This window comes from Halopseudomonas aestusnigri, from assembly GCF_002197985.1.
Classification (GTDB): Bacteria; Pseudomonadota; Gammaproteobacteria; order Pseudomonadales; family Pseudomonadaceae; genus Halopseudomonas; species Halopseudomonas aestusnigri.
In genome coordinates, this window is sequence record NZ_NBYK01000005.1 from 57,583 (window position 1) to 75,205 (window position 17,623).

General features: G+C 60.3%; 20 protein-coding genes and 1 tRNA gene. 4 read left to right on the top strand and 17 right to left on the bottom strand.

Features of this window, described 5'->3' with window-relative positions; genetic code table 11:
* Positions 1–11: 11 nt before the first annotated feature.
* On the top strand, positions 12–1,436 hold the full coding sequence (locus B7O88_RS09370) for a M48 family metalloprotease (protein WP_088275522.1): 1,425 nt from the start codon (positions 12–14) through the stop codon (positions 1,434–1,436).
* Between the two features lie 40 nt (positions 1,437–1,476).
* Here the strand turns inward: B7O88_RS09370 and nadA are convergent, their stop codons facing one another.
* The 15 genes from nadA to aspS form a co-directional block, all read right to left on the bottom strand.
* Complete coding sequence (gene nadA / locus B7O88_RS09375; protein WP_088275524.1) at positions 1,477–2,535, bottom strand: quinolinate synthase NadA; 1,059 nt, start codon at positions 2,533–2,535, stop codon at positions 1,477–1,479.
* Positions 2,536–2,688: 153 nt separating this feature from the next.
* Positions 2,689–2,764, bottom strand: a tRNA-Lys gene (locus B7O88_RS09380).
* Between the two features lie 72 nt (positions 2,765–2,836).
* On the bottom strand, positions 2,837–3,532 hold the full coding sequence (gene queC / locus B7O88_RS09385; protein WP_088275526.1) for a 7-cyano-7-deazaguanine synthase QueC: 696 nt from the start codon (positions 3,530–3,532) through the stop codon (positions 2,837–2,839).
* A 79-nt stretch (positions 3,533–3,611) separates the two neighbouring features.
* The gene (gene ybgF / locus B7O88_RS09390) at positions 3,612–4,397 is read right to left on the bottom strand and encodes a tol-pal system protein YbgF (protein WP_088275528.1); all 786 of its coding nucleotides are present in this window, start codon (positions 4,395–4,397) and stop codon (positions 3,612–3,614) included.
* 13 nt (positions 4,398–4,410) lie between these two features.
* Positions 4,411–4,911 carry a peptidoglycan-associated lipoprotein Pal gene (pal, locus tag B7O88_RS09395; RefSeq protein WP_088275530.1) on the bottom strand — a complete coding sequence of 167 codons (501 nt, stop codon included), beginning with the start codon at positions 4,909–4,911 and terminating at the stop codon, positions 4,411–4,413.
* A 43-nt stretch (positions 4,912–4,954) separates the two neighbouring features.
* Positions 4,955–6,256: a Tol-Pal system beta propeller repeat protein TolB gene (tolB, locus tag B7O88_RS09400; protein WP_088275532.1), complete on the bottom strand. Its 1,302-nt coding sequence runs from the start codon at positions 6,254–6,256 to the stop codon at positions 4,955–4,957.
* Positions 6,256–7,281 carry a cell envelope integrity protein TolA gene (gene tolA / locus B7O88_RS09405; RefSeq protein ID WP_088275534.1) on the bottom strand — a complete coding sequence of 342 codons (1,026 nt, stop codon included), beginning with the start codon at positions 7,279–7,281 and terminating at the stop codon, positions 6,256–6,258. The genes tolB and tolA overlap by 1 nt, the downstream gene beginning before the upstream one ends.
* Complete coding sequence (gene tolR, locus B7O88_RS09410) at positions 7,278–7,718, bottom strand: protein TolR (RefSeq protein WP_088275732.1); 441 nt, start codon at positions 7,716–7,718, stop codon at positions 7,278–7,280. Before tolR ends, tolA begins: the two co-directional genes overlap by 4 nt.
* Before the next feature lie 24 nt (positions 7,719–7,742).
* Positions 7,743–8,414 carry a protein TolQ gene (gene tolQ / locus B7O88_RS09415; protein WP_088275536.1) on the bottom strand — a complete coding sequence of 224 codons (672 nt, stop codon included), beginning with the start codon at positions 8,412–8,414 and terminating at the stop codon, positions 7,743–7,745.
* Positions 8,415–8,469: 55 nt separating this feature from the next.
* Positions 8,470–8,907 (bottom strand): tol-pal system-associated acyl-CoA thioesterase, encoded by a 438-nt coding sequence (gene ybgC / locus B7O88_RS09420; RefSeq protein ID WP_088275538.1) that lies wholly within the window; start codon positions 8,905–8,907, stop codon positions 8,470–8,472.
* A 61-nt stretch (positions 8,908–8,968) separates the two neighbouring features.
* Positions 8,969–10,030, bottom strand: coding sequence for a Holliday junction branch migration DNA helicase RuvB (gene ruvB / locus B7O88_RS09425; protein WP_088275540.1), 1,062 nt, complete (start codon positions 10,028–10,030; stop codon positions 8,969–8,971).
* A gap of 48 nt (positions 10,031–10,078) precedes the next feature.
* Entirely contained in the window at positions 10,079–10,684 is a 606-nt protein-coding gene (gene ruvA, locus B7O88_RS09430) for a Holliday junction branch migration protein RuvA (RefSeq protein ID WP_088275542.1), read from the bottom strand.
* A 24-nt stretch (positions 10,685–10,708) separates the two neighbouring features.
* Entirely contained in the window at positions 10,709–11,236 is a 528-nt protein-coding gene (gene ruvC / locus B7O88_RS09435) for a crossover junction endodeoxyribonuclease RuvC (protein ID WP_088275544.1), read from the bottom strand.
* Positions 11,237–11,312: 76 nt separating this feature from the next.
* Positions 11,313–12,059: a YebC/PmpR family DNA-binding transcriptional regulator gene (locus B7O88_RS09440; RefSeq protein ID WP_088275546.1), complete on the bottom strand. Its 747-nt coding sequence runs from the start codon at positions 12,057–12,059 to the stop codon at positions 11,313–11,315.
* A 60-nt stretch (positions 12,060–12,119) separates the two neighbouring features.
* On the bottom strand, positions 12,120–13,895 hold the full coding sequence (gene aspS, locus B7O88_RS09445; RefSeq protein WP_088275733.1) for an aspartate--tRNA ligase: 1,776 nt from the start codon (positions 13,893–13,895) through the stop codon (positions 12,120–12,122).
* 250 nt (positions 13,896–14,145) lie between these two features.
* Here aspS and B7O88_RS09450 point away from each other — a divergent pair, with 250 nt between their 5' ends.
* Entirely contained in the window at positions 14,146–14,616 is a 471-nt protein-coding gene (locus tag B7O88_RS09450) for a Dps family protein (protein WP_088275548.1), read from the top strand.
* 146 nt (positions 14,617–14,762) lie between these two features.
* Positions 14,763–15,404 (top strand): cold-shock protein, encoded by a 642-nt coding sequence (locus B7O88_RS18280; protein WP_276527215.1) that lies wholly within the window; start codon positions 14,763–14,765, stop codon positions 15,402–15,404.
* A 10-nt stretch (positions 15,405–15,414) separates the two neighbouring features.
* Here the strand turns inward: B7O88_RS18280 and B7O88_RS09460 are convergent, their stop codons facing one another.
* Together B7O88_RS09460 and B7O88_RS09465 are read right to left on the bottom strand one after the other, a co-directional pair.
* Positions 15,415–15,633 (bottom strand): SlyX family protein, encoded by a 219-nt coding sequence (locus tag B7O88_RS09460; protein ID WP_088275553.1) that lies wholly within the window; start codon positions 15,631–15,633, stop codon positions 15,415–15,417.
* Complete coding sequence (locus tag B7O88_RS09465; protein WP_088275555.1) at positions 15,630–16,061, bottom strand: HIT domain-containing protein; 432 nt, start codon at positions 16,059–16,061, stop codon at positions 15,630–15,632. Before B7O88_RS09465 ends, B7O88_RS09460 begins: the two co-directional genes overlap by 4 nt.
* A 272-nt stretch (positions 16,062–16,333) precedes the next feature.
* Here B7O88_RS09465 and B7O88_RS09470 point away from each other — a divergent pair, with 272 nt between their 5' ends.
* Complete coding sequence (locus tag B7O88_RS09470) at positions 16,334–17,587, top strand: OprD family porin (RefSeq protein ID WP_088275557.1); 1,254 nt, start codon at positions 16,334–16,336, stop codon at positions 17,585–17,587.
* Positions 17,588–17,623: the final 36 nt, after the last annotated feature.

Here is a 17,623-nt window from a genome sequence, read left to right on the forward strand (position 1 = left end):
TCGTCAGGGCCATGATGCTTGCAGTATCAATGACGCTGCCCGGCATTGCCCTGCCCGCCGGCGACGAGTTCAACCTGCCCTCCCTTGGCGACACCAGCTCGTCCATCATGTCCCGCCAACAGGAATACCAGCTCGGCCGGACCTGGCTGACCATGCTCAGGGGCGCAGTCCCGACGCTGGATGATCCGCAACTGAAAAGCTTTGTCGAAGACCTGACCCGTGGTCTGGCGGAAACCAGCCAGCTGAGCGACCGCCGCCTGGCTTTTGTACTGATTGACAGTCCGCAACTGAACGCCTTTGCCGCGCCCGGCGGTGTGGTGGGCGTCAACGGCGGCCTGTTCCTGCATGCCCGTAGCGAAGCCGAGTTTGCCTCGGTTCTGGCCCACGAACTGGCCCACCTGTCGCAGCGCCACTTCGCCCGCGGCCTCGAGCAGCAACAGCGCATGCAAGTGCCCTTCATGACCGCCATGCTCGCCAGCATTGTGCTGGCCGCCGCCGGCGGCGGGGACGCTGGCTTTGCCGCCTTGGCGACCACCCAGGCCGCCGCCATCCAGGAACAGCGCCGCTTCTCGCGCCAGAATGAACAGGAAGCCGACCGCATCGGCATTCTCAACCTGGAAAAAGCAGGCTACGACCCCAGAGCAATGCCGGACATGTTCGAGCGTCTCGCCCAGCTCAGCCGCTACGACACCACGCCGCCCGAGTTCCTGCTGACCCACCCGGTCAGCCAGTCGCGCATGGCCGATACCCGCAACCGTGCCGAACAGATGGCGGGCAGCGGTCGTACGGATTCACTCAACTTCCAGATGATGCGTGCCCGGGTTCAGCTGAAGTACGAGCAAAGCCCGGGGCTCTCTGCCAAGCGCTTCCGCGCCCTGCTTGACGATAACGGCGGCGAGCACGCAGCGGCGCGCTACGGCCTGGCACTGGCACTCAGCCGCGGCGGCGAGCACGGCGAAGCCACAAGCACCCTCGCCCCGCTACTCGAAGCGACACCGGATGACCTGACGGTCAACCTCGCCCAGATCGAGATCGACACCAATGCGGGCCGACTGGCACAGGCGCTGGAGCGCAACCGTCGGTTGCAGCAACGTTATCCTGACAACTTCCCGCTGGCCTTTTCCGAAGCCGACCTGCTGATGAAACAGCAGCAGTATGCCGAGGCCGAACGCGCGATCAATCGACTCGCCAATCAGCGCGAGAGCGATCCGGACGTATGGTACCTGGCGGCAGAAATACGCGGCCTGGCCGGCAATATCCTGGGCGTGCATCTGGCCCGCGCCGAGTACTTCAAGCAGACCGGCGACCTGCAGCAGGCCGGGCAGCAACTTGACCTGGCGTTACAACGTGCGGGAGGCAACTTTGTTGTCAGCTCGCGTATCAAGGAGCAGCAGAACGAGCTGCAGCGTCAGCGCGAGCTGATCGAATCACTGTAGGGGAAGGCAACGCCCGCCGCACACCGCGGCGGGCGCGCAGTCAGGCATTACCCTTGGCGGCCAGACTGGCCTGGCGGGTAAAGTCGAGCATGCGATCCAGCGGGCGCACCGCACGCGGAATCAGCTCGGGATCAACCAGAATCTCATCAGTACCCTGCTCCAGGCTGGCGAGCACCCGAGGCAGAGTGTTCATCGCCATCCACGGGCAGTGCGCGCAGCTGCGACAGGTTGCGCCATTGCCCGCCGTTGGCGCTTCAATCAACAGCCTGTCCGGCGCAGCCTGCTGCATCTTGTAGAAGATGCCGCGATCGGTCGCAACGATAAAGGTCGGATTGGGCAGATCACGCGTCGCCTGAATCAACTGACTGGTCGAACCAACCACATCGGCCATCTCGACAACCGATTGCGGAGATTCCGGGTGCACCAGGACGGCTGCGTCGGGATAGACCTTGCGCAGATCCTCCAGCGCCTTGGCCTTGAACTCCTCGTGAACGATGCAGGAGCCCTGCCACAGCAGCATGTCTGCACCGGTTTCACGCTGAATGTAGTTACCCAAGTGCTGATCGGGTGCCCACAGGATCTTTTCACCCTTGTCCATCAGGTGCTCGACGATCGGCAGCGCACAGCTGGACGTCACTACCCAGTCAGCACGCGCCTTTACCGCCGCTGACGTATTGGCATAGACCACCACGGTGCGGTCCGGATGCTGATCACAGAACGCGGAAAACTCGTCTATCTGACATCCCAGATCGAGCGAGCAGGTCGCCTCCAGCGTCGGCATCAGAACGCGCTTTTCCGGGCTCAGAATCTTCGCCGTCTCACCCATGAAGCGAACACCGGCAACAATCAGCGTGGTGGCCGGGTGATCACGACCAAACCGGGCCATTTCAAGCGAGTCGGAGACGCAGCCACCGGTCTCCTCGGCCAACTCCTGCAACAGGGGGTCGGTGTAGTAGTGGGCAACCAGAACGGCGTTCTGTGCCTTCAGCGCTGCTGCAATACGGGCCTTGTAGTCTGCCTTCTCTGCATCGCTGAGCGGAGCAGGCGCCTTGGCATCCAGGTGGGCCTGAACGAGCAGACGCTCGGGAATCTGGGACATGGTTTGTATCCATCAGGAGAACAACGGAGGGCGGCATTGTAGCACGGCTGCCGAAACTGCCCAGCGGCGCCGAATCGCACGAACGCGAACGCCTCGGCCGAAGCCAAGGTAGAAAACACAATAAGGGGATCACATCCTGGGAAGGATCCAGAGTGGTGGGTCGTGTAGGATTCGAACCTACGACCAATTGGTTAAAAGCCAACTGCTCTACCAACTGAGCTAACGACCCCTGCTGGACGCGCGCTATATTACTGATTTATCAGAGGAACTCAAGACTTTTTTCGCATCCAGTGAAAAAAGATCAGCTGTAGCGAGTCGGGTCGGCCAGGCCGGCTGCCCTGAACCCTTCCGCCCTCAGCCGGCAACTGTCGCAGCGCCCACACGCCCTGCCCTGATCATCGGCCTGATAGCAGGACACCGTCTTACTGTAATCCACACCGAGGGCCGCGCCAGCCTGCACGATCTCTGCCTTGCTCATGTGCTGCAAAGGTGCACGAATATGAAAGCCTTCACCCTCCACGCCTGCACGGGTGGCCAGATTGGCAAGCCGCTCGAACGCCTCGATAAACTCCGGCCGGCAATCGGGATAGCCCGAGTAATCGACTGCGTTGACGCCGATAAAAATCTCCCGCGCACCCAATACCTCGGCCCAGCCCAGCGCAAGCGACAGAAACAGCGTGTTGCGTGCCGGCACGTAGGTCACCGGAATACCGTCCTGCGGCCCTTCGGGCACCGCGATGCTGTCATCGGTCAGCGCTGAACCGCCTATGCCACCTAGATTCATGCCAATGACCTTGTGCTCGACCACACCAGCAGTACACGCCACCCGCTCGGCCGCCTGCAGCTCGGCGCGGTGACGCTGACCATAATCAAAACTCATGGTGTAGCAGCGCAGACCCTGCGCCTGAGCCATCGCCAGCACAGTCGCCGAATCCAGGCCGCCGGACAACAGCACAACGGCGGCAGGCGCTTCTGACGCAGGATTGGCATGACTCATGAAACCTCCGGGGCAGAAATACAAAAGCGCCCACAGGGCGCTTTTGCACAGACATATCGACGGGCCAGCGGCCGCATCATCAGTTGAGCGTATTCAGCTCACGACCGGCCAACTGGGCCGCCGACGAGTCGGGGTACTTGCTGATGACCTGCTGAAACAGATCACGCGCCTTGTCGTTATTGCCAAGCCGACGCTCGACGTCGCCCAGCTTGTACATCGCATCCGACTCCTTGCGGTGATTCGGATAGCGGCTGATTACCTGGGCAAACGCCTTGCCGGCGGACTCCAGGTCAGACTGAACCAGATAGACCTCACCCAACCAGTACTGTGCATTGCCTGCATACTGACTGTTCGGATAACGCCTGAGGAAAGCATTGAAGGCCTGTGCAGCCTTGTCAAAATCCCGCGCCTTGACCAGGTCAAAGGACGCGTCATACAGCAGTTTTTCCTGCTCGGGATCAGCCGGGCCGGCGCTGGCCGCTGGCGCTTCGGCAGGCGGTGCTGCAACATCACTGTCAGCCGACGCACTGCCACTGGCGGCGGGAGCCGGAGCGGAGGTCATGCCGGACAGACGGCGATCAAGATCCTGGTAACGATCAAGCTGGTCCTGCTCCATCTGCTTGATCTTGTAATTCTGCTCTTCGAGCATGCCCCGCAGCAGAGTGACTTCCTGCTGGAGCTGATACAGCTGTTGAAACAGCTGGCCTTCACTTGAAAGGCCAGCCGGGGCCTGTTGGGTCACAGAGGAACCCCCGTAACTGGCAGACGACGCGTTGCTCGAACTACCTTCCATTACCGGGACCTGGGCAACTGCCGCCAGCGGCGACAGTGCCAAGGCCATTACGATGCCTCTGTAACCCTTCATAAGACCTCTTTTATTACTTGCGCAGCTCTACACGACGGTTCTGAGCCATGGCTTCTTCAGTAGAACCCATCGCTGCAGGCTTTTCTTCGCCGTAGGATACCAGTTCCAGCTGAGCCGGAGACACGCCTTGCAGAACCAGGTAACGCTGTACGGAGGCCGCACGACGCTCGCCCAGAGCCATGTTGTACTCGCGAGTACCGCGCTCGTCAGTGTGACCTTCCAGAACAACGCGGTTACCAGCGGACTTCAGGTCCTTGGCGTGAACGTCCAGAGCGCGCATGGCTTCCGGCTTCAGCTCGGAGCTGTCGTACTCGAAGTAGAAAGTGGTGATGGCGCGCAGAGCAGCTTCTTCGCTGTTCATGCCGTTGTCCATACCAGCGCCGTTGCTGCCTGCGCCGTAGCCAGCGTTCGGATCAACTGCGCCAGAGGTGTCACCACCCTTGGAGGAACAGCCAACAACAACGCCGAAAGCAACAACCAGAGCAGCCGCTTTGCCAAACTTGATAACTTGCATCATGAACTCCTATTAACCCCATATGGTTTAGTGTTGGTGCGCCCTATGGCAGGTATGGGGACCATGATGGTACGCGCAGGTCGTTGAACTGAGTCGGTATCACCGACCGTGCACGCCCGTTTGTTGATACCAGCATGAGTACACCCCGCCCCTGTTGACGGGTAGCATAAATTAACATAACGCCGTTGGGTGAGACCGTCGGGGACTCATCCAGTGACGTTTCTGTTAAAACTCTCAGGTTGCCGCGCTCAAGATCCTGCGTGGCAATCTGAAAATTACGGTAGCCCTCCTGACGGTGCACCATCACCATGGTGCGGCCGTCCACGGACAGCTTGGCGTTGGCGTTGTAGTTGCCAACGAAGGTCAAACGCTCGGTATTACCCGAACTCAAATTCTGCTTGTAAATCTGCGGGCGCCCGCCGCGATCGGAGGTAAACACCAGCGTATCGTTACCCATCCAGGTCGGCTCGGTATCGATCGCGAAGTGGTTGGTCACCCGACGCAACTGCTTGCTCGCCAGATCCATCACATAGATTTCCGGATTGCCGTCGCGCGACAGCACAAACGCAAGCCGCGTGCCGTCAGGCGACCAGGAAGGCGCTCCGTTCAGGCCCTCAAAGCTGCTGATGCGTTCACGACGGCCGGTACGAATATAGTGGATATAAATCTCCGGGCGACGCGACTCGAACGACACATAGGCGATGCGCTCGCCGTCGGGCGAATAGCTCGGGCTCAGAATCGGTTCGCGCGACTGCAGCAGCGTCACCGCACGCGCGCCATCGTAATCACTGCGCTGCAGGGTGTAACGGGTATTGTCGACCGAAAACCGCTCGGCAGCGACGTACAGCAACTTGGTGTTGAAGGCGCCCTGAATACCGGTCAGCTCCTTGAACACCTCATCACTGAGATGGTGAGCGATATCCCGCAGCTGCGTGCGAGTACCACTGATCGAACGCGCCAGCACGACCTGCTCACGCACCACATTGTACAAACTGTAGGTCAGCGAAAACGCATCTGCCCCTGTGGCAGACACCTGCCCCACCACCACGTAGTCAGCCCCGATCATGCGCCAGTCGCGGGCATTGATTTCGCTGTCGCGGGTTGGATAGCTGAGCATGTTGCCGCGCGGAATCGGCGCAAACATACCCGAGTTGCGCAAATCGTTGGCGGTAATGTCCGCCATATCTTCCGGCAGCGGCGCGCTGCCCTGCCAGCCAAACGGCACTACGGCAATCGGCGTGGCCTTGTCGGTACCACGGGTAATCTCGATGGCGCCCTGGGCCAGCAGAAGCTGGGTAAAACACAGGGCGACCAGGCCTACCAGTACGTGCGTCAGTCTCTTCATCAGAATGCCAGATCCTCTGGTTTGAAGCGCAGCGTACGCTGTCGATACATGCGATCGAACGCTGCGGGATTTTCACGTGACAGTGTCTGCATTTCCGGGATGCGTCCCACATTTCTGACCGCCTGCACGGCGGACTGATCAAAACCGGCGTCCCCACTGGAGCGCGTGACCACCACATCGGTGATCTGCCCTGTCGGCAGCATACTCAGCTGCACCTCAACGACCATGCCATTACGCGCGGTCGGCGGGCGGCGCCACTGCTGGCTGACATAGCGACGAATCACATCGTCGTAGCTGGCCGCAACCTGATCACCACTGCGATCAGCCTGGGCCATCTGGTACTGCGTCTCTTCTGCCAGCAACTCGCTGAGGGCGCGGGCCTTGGCCTCTTCCTGGGCACGGCGCTCATTGGCCTGACGCTCCTGCTCGCGACGACGCTGCTCGGCGGCCTCCGCAGCCTTGCGCTCGGCTTCGGCTTCAGCCTTGCGACGAGCCTCTTCCTGCGCCTTGCGCCTTGCCTCTTCTTCGGCGCGCTTGCGCTCTGCCTCGGCACGCCGGGCTGCTTCAGCTTCTGCGGCCTTTTTCGCCTCTTCAACCTTGCGTCGCTCGGCGGCAGCAGCCGCCTCGGCCGCCTTGCGATCGGCCTCTGCCTGCGCCTGACGTTCCGCCGCTGCAGCGGCTGCCTGCGCTTGCTCTCTGGCCTTTTCGGCCGCGGCAGCGCGGGCGGCTTCAGCTGCTTGCTGCTGCTGACGCTGGGCTTCCATAGCCTCTTCTTCATGACGCGGCGCAGCTGTCTTCTGCGCCTCGCCGGCAATCTTCTGGTCAGTCTGCGTCACAGCCGGACTCATTGAGTCCAACTGCACCAGCGTGGCTTGCACGATCGGCTTGGCCGGCTCGAACTCTGGCGCACTGCTGAATGAAGCGAACAGCAGAATCGCCACCGCCAAATGCAGCCCTGCGGCCTTCAAAAACGGCGTCGAGTAGCGCTCGGACGCCGTAGGCCGATGTTGATATCGCGTGCTCACGGCGCCTCGGTAATCAGACCCACGTTGGGGACGCCTGCCTGCTGCAAGGCCCCCATGGCAGTCACAACCACGCCATAGTTGGCGTTCTTGTCACCCCGAATGTAGACCAGCGTGTCCGGTTTGGCGGTCATGATCTTGGTGACACCTTCGGTCATTTCGGCCAGCGATACGACGCTGTCGGAATGATTTTCGGTATCCACGCTCTCACCCAGGTTCCAGTAGTAGGTACCATCAGCCAGCACCGACAGGGTCAACACCTGCTGATTGCTGTCAGACGGCAGAACCTCACTGGATACCTGCGGCAGATCGACCTTTACACCCTGGTTGAGCATCGGCGCGGTCACCATAAAGATGACCAGCAGCACCAGCATCACGTCGATGTACGGCACCACGTTCATTTCCGCGACGGGTTTGCGCTTCTGTCGCCGCCCCTGCATGTGCATGCCCATAACGACTCTCGCTTACTCCTCGCGTGCGTGAACGCGGCGGTGCAGAATGCTGGAGAACTCTTCTGCAAAGGTGTAATAGCGGCCGATCAGCATTTCCGAACGCGCGGCAAAGCGGTTGTAGGCCACCACGGCCGGAATGGCCGCAAACAGGCCGATTGCCGTCGCCACCAGTGCTTCGGCAATACCCGGAGCAACGGTCGCCAGCGTCGCCTGCTGCACGGTCGCCAGCCCGCGGAACGAGTTCATGATCCCCCAGACCGTACCAAACAGGCCCACATACGGACTGGTTGAACCGACGGTCGCGAGGAACGGCAGATGCTGCTCAAGCTTTTCCTCTTCGCGCGAAATGGCAACACGCATGGCGCGCTGCACTGCGTCCATCACCGCATCGGGATCCACTCCCGACTGCTGACGCATGCGTGAAAATTCCTTGAAGCCGGCACGAAAGATCTGCTCCAGACCCGAGTTCTCATCCGGGGAGCCGGTGACCTGACGGTACAGCTGGGACAAATCGACACCGGACCAGAAGCGGTCTTCAAAATCATCCAGTGCACTCTTGGCCCCGCGCATGACGCTGCCGCGCTGGAAAATGAGCACCCACGACATCACCGATGCCGCCAGCAGCGACAACATTACCAGTTGCACCAGCACACTGGCGCCGGACACCAGGTGCCATATCGACATTTGGTCAGCCTGCACGCTCAGCTACTCCTCGCTTGTCCATCAAATTTCTGACTCATTACCCGTTGATCTCGGCCCGGGCGGTGTTCTCGAATGCCGTACGCATGGCTTCGGGAATCGCTCTCGGGCGATAGCGGTCGGCGCTGACGCAGGCGACCAGCACCTCACCTTCACACAACAACTCTCCCGCCCGAGTCACGCTCTGGCGGAAGCGAATACTTGCTCGCTTGGTTTCCAAGACAGTCGCAGTTACGACAAGTTCATCATCCAATCGTGCGGGCGCGTGATAACGCGCCGTGACCGAGTGCACAACAAAAATGACGTTTTCTCTCTGCAGAGCGCTTTGATCAAAGCCCAGAGTACGGACCAGCTCCGTCCGCGCACGCTCCATAAACTTCAGGTAATTGACGTAGTAGACGATGCCACCGGCATCGGTATCTTCAAAGTAGACGCGGGCTTTCAGCTCGAACGGCGGCCCAGAACGTTCAACGCGCATAATGTAGAGCCAAGCAAGGGTTTTGCATAGTGGGTCTCCTGGCAAAATGCAAAATATTTTTTCAGGACGCGTCCGGCGCCGCCGGATCGTCAAACAGATCGGCTGCCGCCCCGGCCATCCGGGGCGGCAGCCTCAGACCAAAGTGCTGATAGGCGTGCCGCGTGACGACCCGACCACGGGGCGTGCGCATGATGAACCCCTGCTGGATCAGGTAGGGCTCCAGCACATCCTCAATGGTGTGTCGTTCCTCGCCGATAGACGCCGACAGATTGTCCAGCCCGACCGGCCCGCCATCGAACTTGTCGATCATGGTGAGCAGCAGGCGGCGGTCCATATGATCAAAACCCTGCTCGTCCACATCCAGCAGGTTCAGAGCCTGATCCGCCACGTCCTGGCTGATGACACCGGCACCGCGCACTTCGGCAAAGTCCCGTACCCGGCGCAGCAGGCGGTTGGCGATTCGGGGGGTGCCGCGGGAGCGGCGGGCGATCTCGCGCGCGCCGCCGTCATCCATCTGCAAACCAAGAATGGCGGCAGAACGCGCCACGATGGTTGCCAGGTCGGCAACCGAATAGAATTCCAGCCGCTGCACAATGCCGAAGCGGTCGCGCAGCGGGTTGGTCAGCATTCCGGCTCGGGTGGTGGCCCCGACCAGGGTAAAGGGCGGCAGATCCAGCTTGATCGAACGGGCAGCCGGGCCTTCGCCGATCATGATGTCGAGCTGATAATCTTCCATCGCCGGATACAGAATCTCTTCGACGACCGGAGACAGGCGATGAATCTCGTCAACGAAGAGCACATCGCCCGCTTCCAGATTGGTCAGCAGTGCAGCCAGGTCACCGGCGCGCTCCAGCACAGGTCCGGAGGTGCTCTTGATCTTGGCGCCCATCTCCTGGGCGATGATATTGGCCAGCGTGGTCTTGCCGAGACCGGGCGGCCCGAAGATCAGCACATGATCCAGCGCCTCGCCACGCCCCTTGGCCGCCTTGATGAACAATTCCATCTGCTCGCGCACGGTCGGCTGGCCGATATATTCCGCCAGCTTGAGCGGCCGAATCGCCCGGTCAATGACTTCTTCCTGCTGCCTGGGCGTTGCCGCGATCAGGCGATCTTCTTCCAGCATGTCTTATCCATTCAAAGGGAACGCAACCGGTTCTGCACCGGATCTGCGCTACACCATGCCCCTGAGCGCACGGCGAATCAACTCCTCACTGCTCAGACCGTCTTCCTCGACCGCCGCAACCGCCTTGCTGGCCTCCTGCGGCTTGTAGCCCAGGGCAATCAGCGCACTGACCGCGTCGGCACTTGGCTTGACCGGCGCATTGGCGATACCCGACGGGGCCGCCAGAGACACTGCACCCGGCAGCGCGTCCCAGGCCTTGAAGCGATCACGCAACTCGATCAACAGGCGCTCGGCAGTCTTCTTGCCAACCCCCGGCACCCTGACCAGGGCACTGACATCCTGATGCTGCACGGCCATGACCAGCTCATCAACTTCCATGCCCGACATCAGCGCCAGCGCCAGCTTCGGACCCACGCCATTGAGCCGGATCAGCTCGCGGAACAGCTCTCGACCGCGCTTGTCAGCGAAGGCATAGAGCAACTGCGCATCCTCACGCACGACCATGTGGGTATGCAGGGTTACCTTCTCGCCAAGCGCCGGCAATTGATAAAACGTGCTCATCGGCGCATCCAGCTCGTAACCAACCCCTTGCACATCCAGCAAAATATGTGGCGGCTGTTTTTCCAGCAAAATACCGCTCAAACGCCCTATCACCAGTGCCTCTCCCTGAAAGTCAGTTCAACGACGGCGCACACGGCCGGCGCGCATCGCCAGCGCGGCATTGCCCAGCTGCTGCTGCACACCGCTCATGTGGGCATGACAGAGGGCAATCGCCAGTGCATCGGCAGCATCGGCCTGGGGTGTACCGCCCAGGCCCAGCAATTGGGTAACCATGTGCTGCACCTGCTTCTTGTCAGCCGCCCCGGTGCCGACTACCGCCTGCTTGACCTGGCGCGCACTGTACTCGTGCACCGCCAACCCGGCATTGACCGCAGCGACGATAGCCGCCCCCCGCGCCTGACCCAGCTTGAGGGCAGAATCCGGGTTACGCGCCATGAACACCTGCTCGATGCTGACCACATCAGGCTGGTATTGACCAATCAGCTCCGACAGATAGTGAAAAATTCTCTGCAGGCGCTCCGGGAAGGCACCATCGCCCACCCGGATACAACCGGACGTCACATACTCCTGACGGCCAGCCGCGTGGCGGACAATACCGAAACCGGTTATCCGGGAGCCGGGGTCAATCCCCAGTATCAGCGCCATGTGTTATCCGTCAGCATGCGGGCCATAGAAAAAAGGGAGGCCCGCGCCTCCCTTACCTGCATCAGTATGCGCCGGCTCAACCCAGCTGTTCCATGATGTCATCGGAGATCGATGCATTGGAATAGACATTCTGCACATCGTCCAGATCTTCCAGCATATCGATCAGCCTGACCACCTTCTGCGCCGTATCCAGATCCAGCTCGGCCTGGGTCGACGGCACCATGGTGACCTCCGCCGATTCCGGTGCAAAGCCCGCCGTCTCAAGGGCATCGCGCACCGCACCGAACTCCTCGAAGCTGGTGAACACGTCAAAGGAGCCGTCATCATTGGTGACGAAATCTTCCGCGCCCGACTCCAGCGCCGCTTCCATCAGCGACTCTTCATCCGCATCGGCAGAAAACGTCAACTGACCGCGCCGGGTAAACAGATACGCAACGGAGCCATCGGTACCCAGATTGCCGCCGCACTTGCTGAACGCATGACGCACTTCGCTGACTGTGCGGTTGCGATTGTCCGTCATCGCCTCGACCAGCACGGCCACACCACCGGCACCGTAACCCTCGTAAGTCAGCTCTTCCATGTTGTCGGCATCGTTGCTGCCGGCACCACGAGCAATGGCGCGATCGATGGTGTCACGGGTCATGTTGGCGCCCAGCGCCTTGTCGACCGCCGCGCGCAAACGCGGGTTGTCAGCCGGATTGCCGCCGCCGACCTTGGCGGAGACAGTCAACTCACGAATCAGCTTGGTAAAGATCTTGCCGCGCCTTGCGTCCTGAGCCGCCTTGCGGTGCTTGATATTGGCCCATTTTGAATGACCGGCCATAAAACCAACTCCAGATAGCAGAATCCCCGCCGAGCCAGCGGCACTGCGGGGACAAGGAACTTACTCAGCCTTGGGCTGTTCACGCAGACGAATGTGCAGCTCGCGCAGCGACTTGTTATCCACCTCACCCGGCGCCTGGGTCATGACACAGGCAGCGCTCTGGGTTTTCGGGAAGGCAATGACTTCGCGAATCGACTGCGCGCCGGTCATCAGCATGACCAGACGATCCAGGCCAAAGGCCAGACCACCGTGCGGCGGCGCACCATATTTCAGCGCATCCAGCAGGAAGCCGAACTTCTCCTGCTGCTCGTCTTCGCTGATGCCCAGCACACGGAATACGGTCTGCTGCATGGTCTTGTCGTGGATACGAATGGAACCGCCACCCAGCTCGGTACCGTTCAGCACCATGTCGTAGGCACGCGACAGCGCGGCAGCCGGATTGGCTTCCAGCTCTGCCGGGGTGCACTTGGGCGCGGTGAACGGGTGGTGCATCGCGGTCAGACTGCCGTCGTCGTTCTCTTCGAACATCGGGAAGTCGACCACCCACAGCGGCGCCCATTCGCAGGTGAACAGATTCAGATCGTGACCGAGCTTGATACGCAGCGCGCCCAGTGCCTCGGATACGATGCGCGCCTTATCTGCGCCAAAGAACACGATGTCACCATCAACCGCGCCAACGCGATCCAGAATCACATTGATGTTGTCCAGCGGGATGTTCTTGACGATCGGCGACTGCAAGCCTTCTACACCTGCTGCGCGCTCGTTGACCTTGATGTACGCCAGGCCCTTGGCGCCATAGATGCCGACGAACTTGGTGTAGTCGTCGATCTGCTTGCGCGGCATGCTCGCACCGCCCGGAACGCGCAGCGCGGTGACGCGGCACTTGGGATCATTGGCCGGACCGGCAAACACCTTGAACTCGACATCCTTGAGCTGATCTTCAACATCCACCAGCTCCAGCGGGATACGCAGGTCGGGCTTGTCGGAGCCGAAACGGCGCATGGCTTCGGCCAGTGACATGTGCGGCAGCTCGCCAAACTCGACATCCAGCACTTCCTTGAACAGGTTGCGCACCATGGTCTCGGTGATACCCATGATGTCTTTTTCATCGAGGAAGCTGGTCTCGATATCGATCTGGGTGAATTCCGGCTGACGGTCTGCGCGCAGATCTTCGTCGCGGAAGCACTTGGCGATCTGGTAGTAACGGTCGAACCCGGCAACCATCAGCAACTGCTTGAACAGCTGCGGCGACTGCGGCAGGGCGAAGAAGCTGCCCGCGTGGGTGCGGCTCGGCACCAGGTAGTCACGCGCACCTTCCGGCGTGGCACGGGTCAGAATCGGGGTTTCAACATCGAGGAAACCATTGTCATCCAGGTAACGGCGAATGCTGGAGGTGATGCGCGAACGCAGCTTCAGCTTCTCGGCCATTTCCGGGCGACGCAGGTCGATAAAGCGATAGCGCAGGCGGGTTTCCTCGCCCACGTCGGTATATTCGTTGAGCGGGAACGGCGGCGTCTCGGCCTCATTCAGCACCTCAAGCTCGTAGCCCAGTACCTCGATGGCGCCCGACGCCATGTTGGCGTTGCGTGCACCTTCCGGACGCAGGCGTACCTTGCCGGTCACCTTGACCACATATTCGCTGCGCACACGGTCAGCCTTGGCAAAGGTTTCAGCGCGGTCCGGATCAAACACCACCTGGGCCAGGCCTTCGCGATCACGGATATCAAGGAAGATGACCCCACCATGGTCACGGCGACGGTGAACCCAGCCGCAAAGAGTTACTTCCTGATCCGCCAGCGATTCGTTCAGCTGGCCGCAATAGTGGCTACGCATCATGGTATGGTGCTTCCTGTGGTCGGCAAATTCGTTGCGATAGGATGCGTTGCGGCGGTACACGCGCAAGGCACCCAAACAAAACGCCATACTATACCGGAAACTTGCCCCGCTAGGGAGTCCGCCCCGGCATGCTCACGGTACCGGGGAACCTCTCGCGATAGCGGACATCGGAGTAAAGAGATATACCGCAGCGACGACACATCCAGCAGCGCCGCAGCGGTACAAACAGCAATGCAAGCAAGGAGCCAAGATGAAAATTGATATCGGCATTACCGAAACTGATCGCGCGCAAATCGCTGAAGGCCTGTCACGCCTGCTGGCAGACACCTACACCCTGTACCTGAAAACCCACAATTTCCACTGGAACGTCAAAGGCCCGATGTTCCAGACCCTGCATCTGATGTTCGAGACCCACTACACCGAGCTGGCACTGGCAGTCGACGAGATTGCCGAGCGCATTCGCACACTGGGCTTCCCGGCGCCGGGTACTTACCGCCAGTTCGTCGAACTGAGCAGCATCAAGGAAGAAGAAGGAGTACCGGAGGCGAAGGAAATGATTCGCCTGCTGGTCGAGGGTCACGAAGCCTGCGTACGCACCGCGCGCAGTATTTTTCCGCAATGTGACGAGGCCCATGACGAACCCACGGCCGATCTGCTGACCCAGCGCATGCAGACCCACGAAAAAACTGCCTGGATGCTGCGCAGCCTGCTAGAAAGCTGATCAGGTCGACAGCCCCGGCAACCGGACGCCCGACTCCGTTTGGAGGCCGGGCGTTTTCAGGTTAGAGTGCCCCGGCGGCTCAAGCTATGAGCCGCACCAAGCAGCATGATCACAATACCAACAGCACTCTATTTACGGTGAGCCTCTTGAAGACCCTTCGTTATTTGCACCTTTTCATCGGTGCTGCCGCCCTGCTGGCCGGCCTGTTTGCCAGCGTCCCGTTCCTGACCCCGTCAGCACCGATCAGCTACCCTGGCCTGCTGGCCATTCTGACCGGCCTGATCAACCTGCAGCAATTCGCCCAGCAGCGCACAGCAGACCACGGCATGGCCGGCGGCGTTGCCCTTCTCGGCTCGGCCCTGCTGATCGTCTCCGCGTGCATCCCGTTCGGCGCGTTGCTGATCCACCCGATGTTTGCCGACTGGAGCATCTGGGCACTCAGCGCCGCCATTACCGGCGTCTGCCTGCATACCCTGATCGTACTGGTGCAGGAACTGGCTGCCATTCAACGCGCCCCGCGACCAGCCAAAAAGGCAGCCAAGCCCAAAGCATCCAGCAACGGTGGCAGCGGACGAGAAAACGGCACTGTCAAATGGTTCAACACCAGCAAGGGTTTCGGCTTCATTACCCGCGATGACGGCGGCGATGTCTTTGTCCACTTCCGGTCGATTCAGGGCGAAGGTCATCGAGCCCTGCAGGAAGGCCAGCGCGTGTCCTACGTGGTTGCCAATCGCGACAAGGGCCTGCAGGCCGAGGATGTCACCATTCTCAACGAGCGCAAGCGCTGAACACCGCGTCTCAGTAATGGGGCGGCGGTGCTTCCTCCCCGGCGTCGCCGGGGATCTGCGCCGCCAGGTCGGCCTGCCGCTTGGCCACCAGCTCCAGCGAGCGCCGCAGGCGATCCAGCTCAAACTGCTGCGCCGCCAGCGCGTCATTCAACGCCTGAATGGTGTCATCCTGAAACGCCAGACGCGTTTCCAGCTCATCCACCCTTGCCACCAATTGATCCTGCGTCATTTTTCCTCCTCAACGAACCCGCATTCGCCGCGCAGAGCAATCCTCACCTTATCCAGAACTGCTTGCAGCGCCGCGGCTTCATAAGGCTTGGCGGGCAACTTGCCCCACACCGGGGCCGGCCATGCCGGATCCGTTTGATATCGCACAATATGATGAACATGCAGCTGGGGCACCATATTCCCCAATGCCGCAATATTCAGCTTGTCAGCCGAAAAGATATCAGCGAGCAACGCAGCAAGCCGATCGGATTCCCGATGAAACTGAGCCCGGTCATCATCGGCAAGTTCAAACACCTCATGCATCTGCGCTCGCCGCGGCACCAGAATAAACCAGGGATATTGACTGTCGTTCAACAGCAAAACACGACAGAGCGTAAAGTCTCCGACAAACACACAGTCCTTCTGCAGCTGTGCATGTAATTCAAACATCCGAATCCGCCTCAGAATCAATAAACTTTAAAAACGTCTCAAACAGGGATAAATCAAACGCTTTTCCGGTATTTACGCACACTGCGTATAAAAAAATGCACACAAGGTATCGCCATTTGTGGCGCAATATTTTATAAACATTCCCCGACAAAACGCTGTTTTTTAAGGCGCTTGCTTTCGCCTTTGGCACATAGGTGCTTAAATATAGAGCGAAAACAAGAGACCAGGCCGCTAGAGCCTAAAGGTTTTCTTTATATCAAAGGAGCACACCAATGAAGAACGCAGTTAAATGGAGTACGCTCGCACTGGCAGTTGCCGCTGGCAACGGCCTGATTGCAAGCCAGGCAATGGCAGAGGGCGAAGGCTTCGTGGAAGGCGCCTCCGCCACCCTGAGCAACCGCACCGTTTACTTCAACCGCGATTTTCGTGACAACACTGCCGGCCAGAGCAAGGCAGACGAGACCGCTACCGGCTTCCTGCTGAACTTCCAGTCCGGCTACACCCAGGGCCCGATCGGCTTCGGTGCCGACGTTCTTGCCATGCAGGGCATCAAGCTGGACAGCGGCCGCGGCCGTTCCGGCACACGCCTGCTTGAGCTGGACGATGACGGTTCAGCCAAGGATGAATACTCGGAAATCCGTGGCGCTGTGAAAGTCGCCATTCTGGAAGACACCGTTGTGCGCTATGGCGTCCATCTGCCGGAAAACCCGGTTGCCTACTACGACGACGCCCGTCTGCTGCCGAACCACTACCAGGGCTACAGCATCACCAACAGCTCCATCGATGGTCTGTTCGTCGAAGCCGGTCGCCTGACTGATCGCAGCGAGATGAACGACTCCAGCGAAACCGATGGCGCCCTGCGTGAAGACGAGAACCTGACCTACGCCGGCGGTACCTACAGCTTCAACGACAACCTCAGCGTCTCGCTGTACGGTGCAGAAGCCGAAGACTTCTATGATCGCTACTTCGTGGGCGCTGACTGGACCCTGCCGCTGAGCGAAGGCACCAGCCTGAGCACCAGCCTGGCGTACTATGACACCAGCGACGAAGACAGCACCGACGGCGATGAAGTAGACAACCAGGCAGCGTCCCTGTCCGTAACGCTGAGCACCGGCTACCATGCGTTCGGCGTTGCCTACCAGCAGATGCGCGGCGATGCTGGCTACTACTACACCGATGGCGACATCTATCTGGCCAACTCCATCCAGTACCTTGACTTCAACGCCAAGGACGAGAAGTCGTATCAGGCTCGCTATGACTACGACTTCGCCGGCATGGGCATCCCGGGCCTGAGCTTCATGACCCGTTACATCACCAGCAGCAGCATCGATACCGACTACGTCGGCATTGATCGCGACTCCCGCTGGGAACGTAACACCGAGCTGCAATACACCGTACAGAACGGCTTCCTGGAAGGCCTGAATGTGCGCTGGCGTAACGCCACCATCCGTCAGGATGCCAACCTCGACGGCGGCGACGTCGACGAGAACCGCCTGATTGTTGGTTACACCTGGACTCTGCTGTAAGCCTCCAGGTACTTGGGAAAACCCGGCTCCGGCCGG

Excerpts from the sequence above, each read along its gene's own strand:
- B7O88_RS09370 (WP_088275522.1), top strand. The coding sequence starts at position 12 with ATGATGCTTGCAGTATCAATGACGCTGCCCGGCATTGCCCTGCCCGCC.
- nadA (WP_088275524.1), bottom strand. The coding sequence starts at position 2,535 with ATGTCCCAGATTCCCGAGCGTCTGCTCGTTCAGGCCCACCTGGATGCC.
- queC (WP_088275526.1), bottom strand. The coding sequence starts at position 3,532 with ATGAGTCATGCCAATCCTGCGTCAGAAGCGCCTGCCGCCGTTGTGCTG.
- ybgF (WP_088275528.1), bottom strand. The coding sequence starts at position 4,397 with ATGAAGGGTTACAGAGGCATCGTAATGGCCTTGGCACTGTCGCCGCTG.
- pal (WP_088275530.1), bottom strand. The coding sequence starts at position 4,911 with ATGCAAGTTATCAAGTTTGGCAAAGCGGCTGCTCTGGTTGTTGCTTTC.
- tolB (WP_088275532.1), bottom strand. The coding sequence starts at position 6,256 with ATGAAGAGACTGACGCACGTACTGGTAGGCCTGGTCGCCCTGTGTTTT.
- tolR (WP_088275732.1), bottom strand. The coding sequence starts at position 7,718 with ATGCAGGGGCGGCGACAGAAGCGCAAACCCGTCGCGGAAATGAACGTG.
- tolQ (WP_088275536.1), bottom strand. The coding sequence starts at position 8,414 with ATGTCGATATGGCACCTGGTGTCCGGCGCCAGTGTGCTGGTGCAACTG.
- ybgC (WP_088275538.1), bottom strand. The coding sequence starts at position 8,907 with ATGCGCGTTGAACGTTCTGGGCCGCCGTTCGAGCTGAAAGCCCGCGTC.
- ruvB (WP_088275540.1), bottom strand. The coding sequence starts at position 10,030 with ATGCTGGAAGAAGATCGCCTGATCGCGGCAACGCCCAGGCAGCAGGAA.
- ruvC (WP_088275544.1), bottom strand. The coding sequence starts at position 11,236 with ATGGCGCTGATACTGGGGATTGACCCCGGCTCCCGGATAACCGGTTTC.
- B7O88_RS09440 (WP_088275546.1), bottom strand. The coding sequence starts at position 12,059 with ATGGCCGGTCATTCAAAATGGGCCAATATCAAGCACCGCAAGGCGGCT.
- aspS (WP_088275733.1), bottom strand. The coding sequence starts at position 13,895 with ATGATGCGTAGCCACTATTGCGGCCAGCTGAACGAATCGCTGGCGGAT.
- B7O88_RS09450 (WP_088275548.1), top strand. The coding sequence starts at position 14,146 with ATGAAAATTGATATCGGCATTACCGAAACTGATCGCGCGCAAATCGCT.
- B7O88_RS09460 (WP_088275553.1), bottom strand. The coding sequence starts at position 15,633 with ATGACGCAGGATCAATTGGTGGCAAGGGTGGATGAGCTGGAAACGCGT.
- B7O88_RS09465 (WP_088275555.1), bottom strand. The coding sequence starts at position 16,061 with ATGTTTGAATTACATGCACAGCTGCAGAAGGACTGTGTGTTTGTCGGA.
- B7O88_RS09470 (WP_088275557.1), top strand. The coding sequence starts at position 16,334 with ATGAAGAACGCAGTTAAATGGAGTACGCTCGCACTGGCAGTTGCCGCT.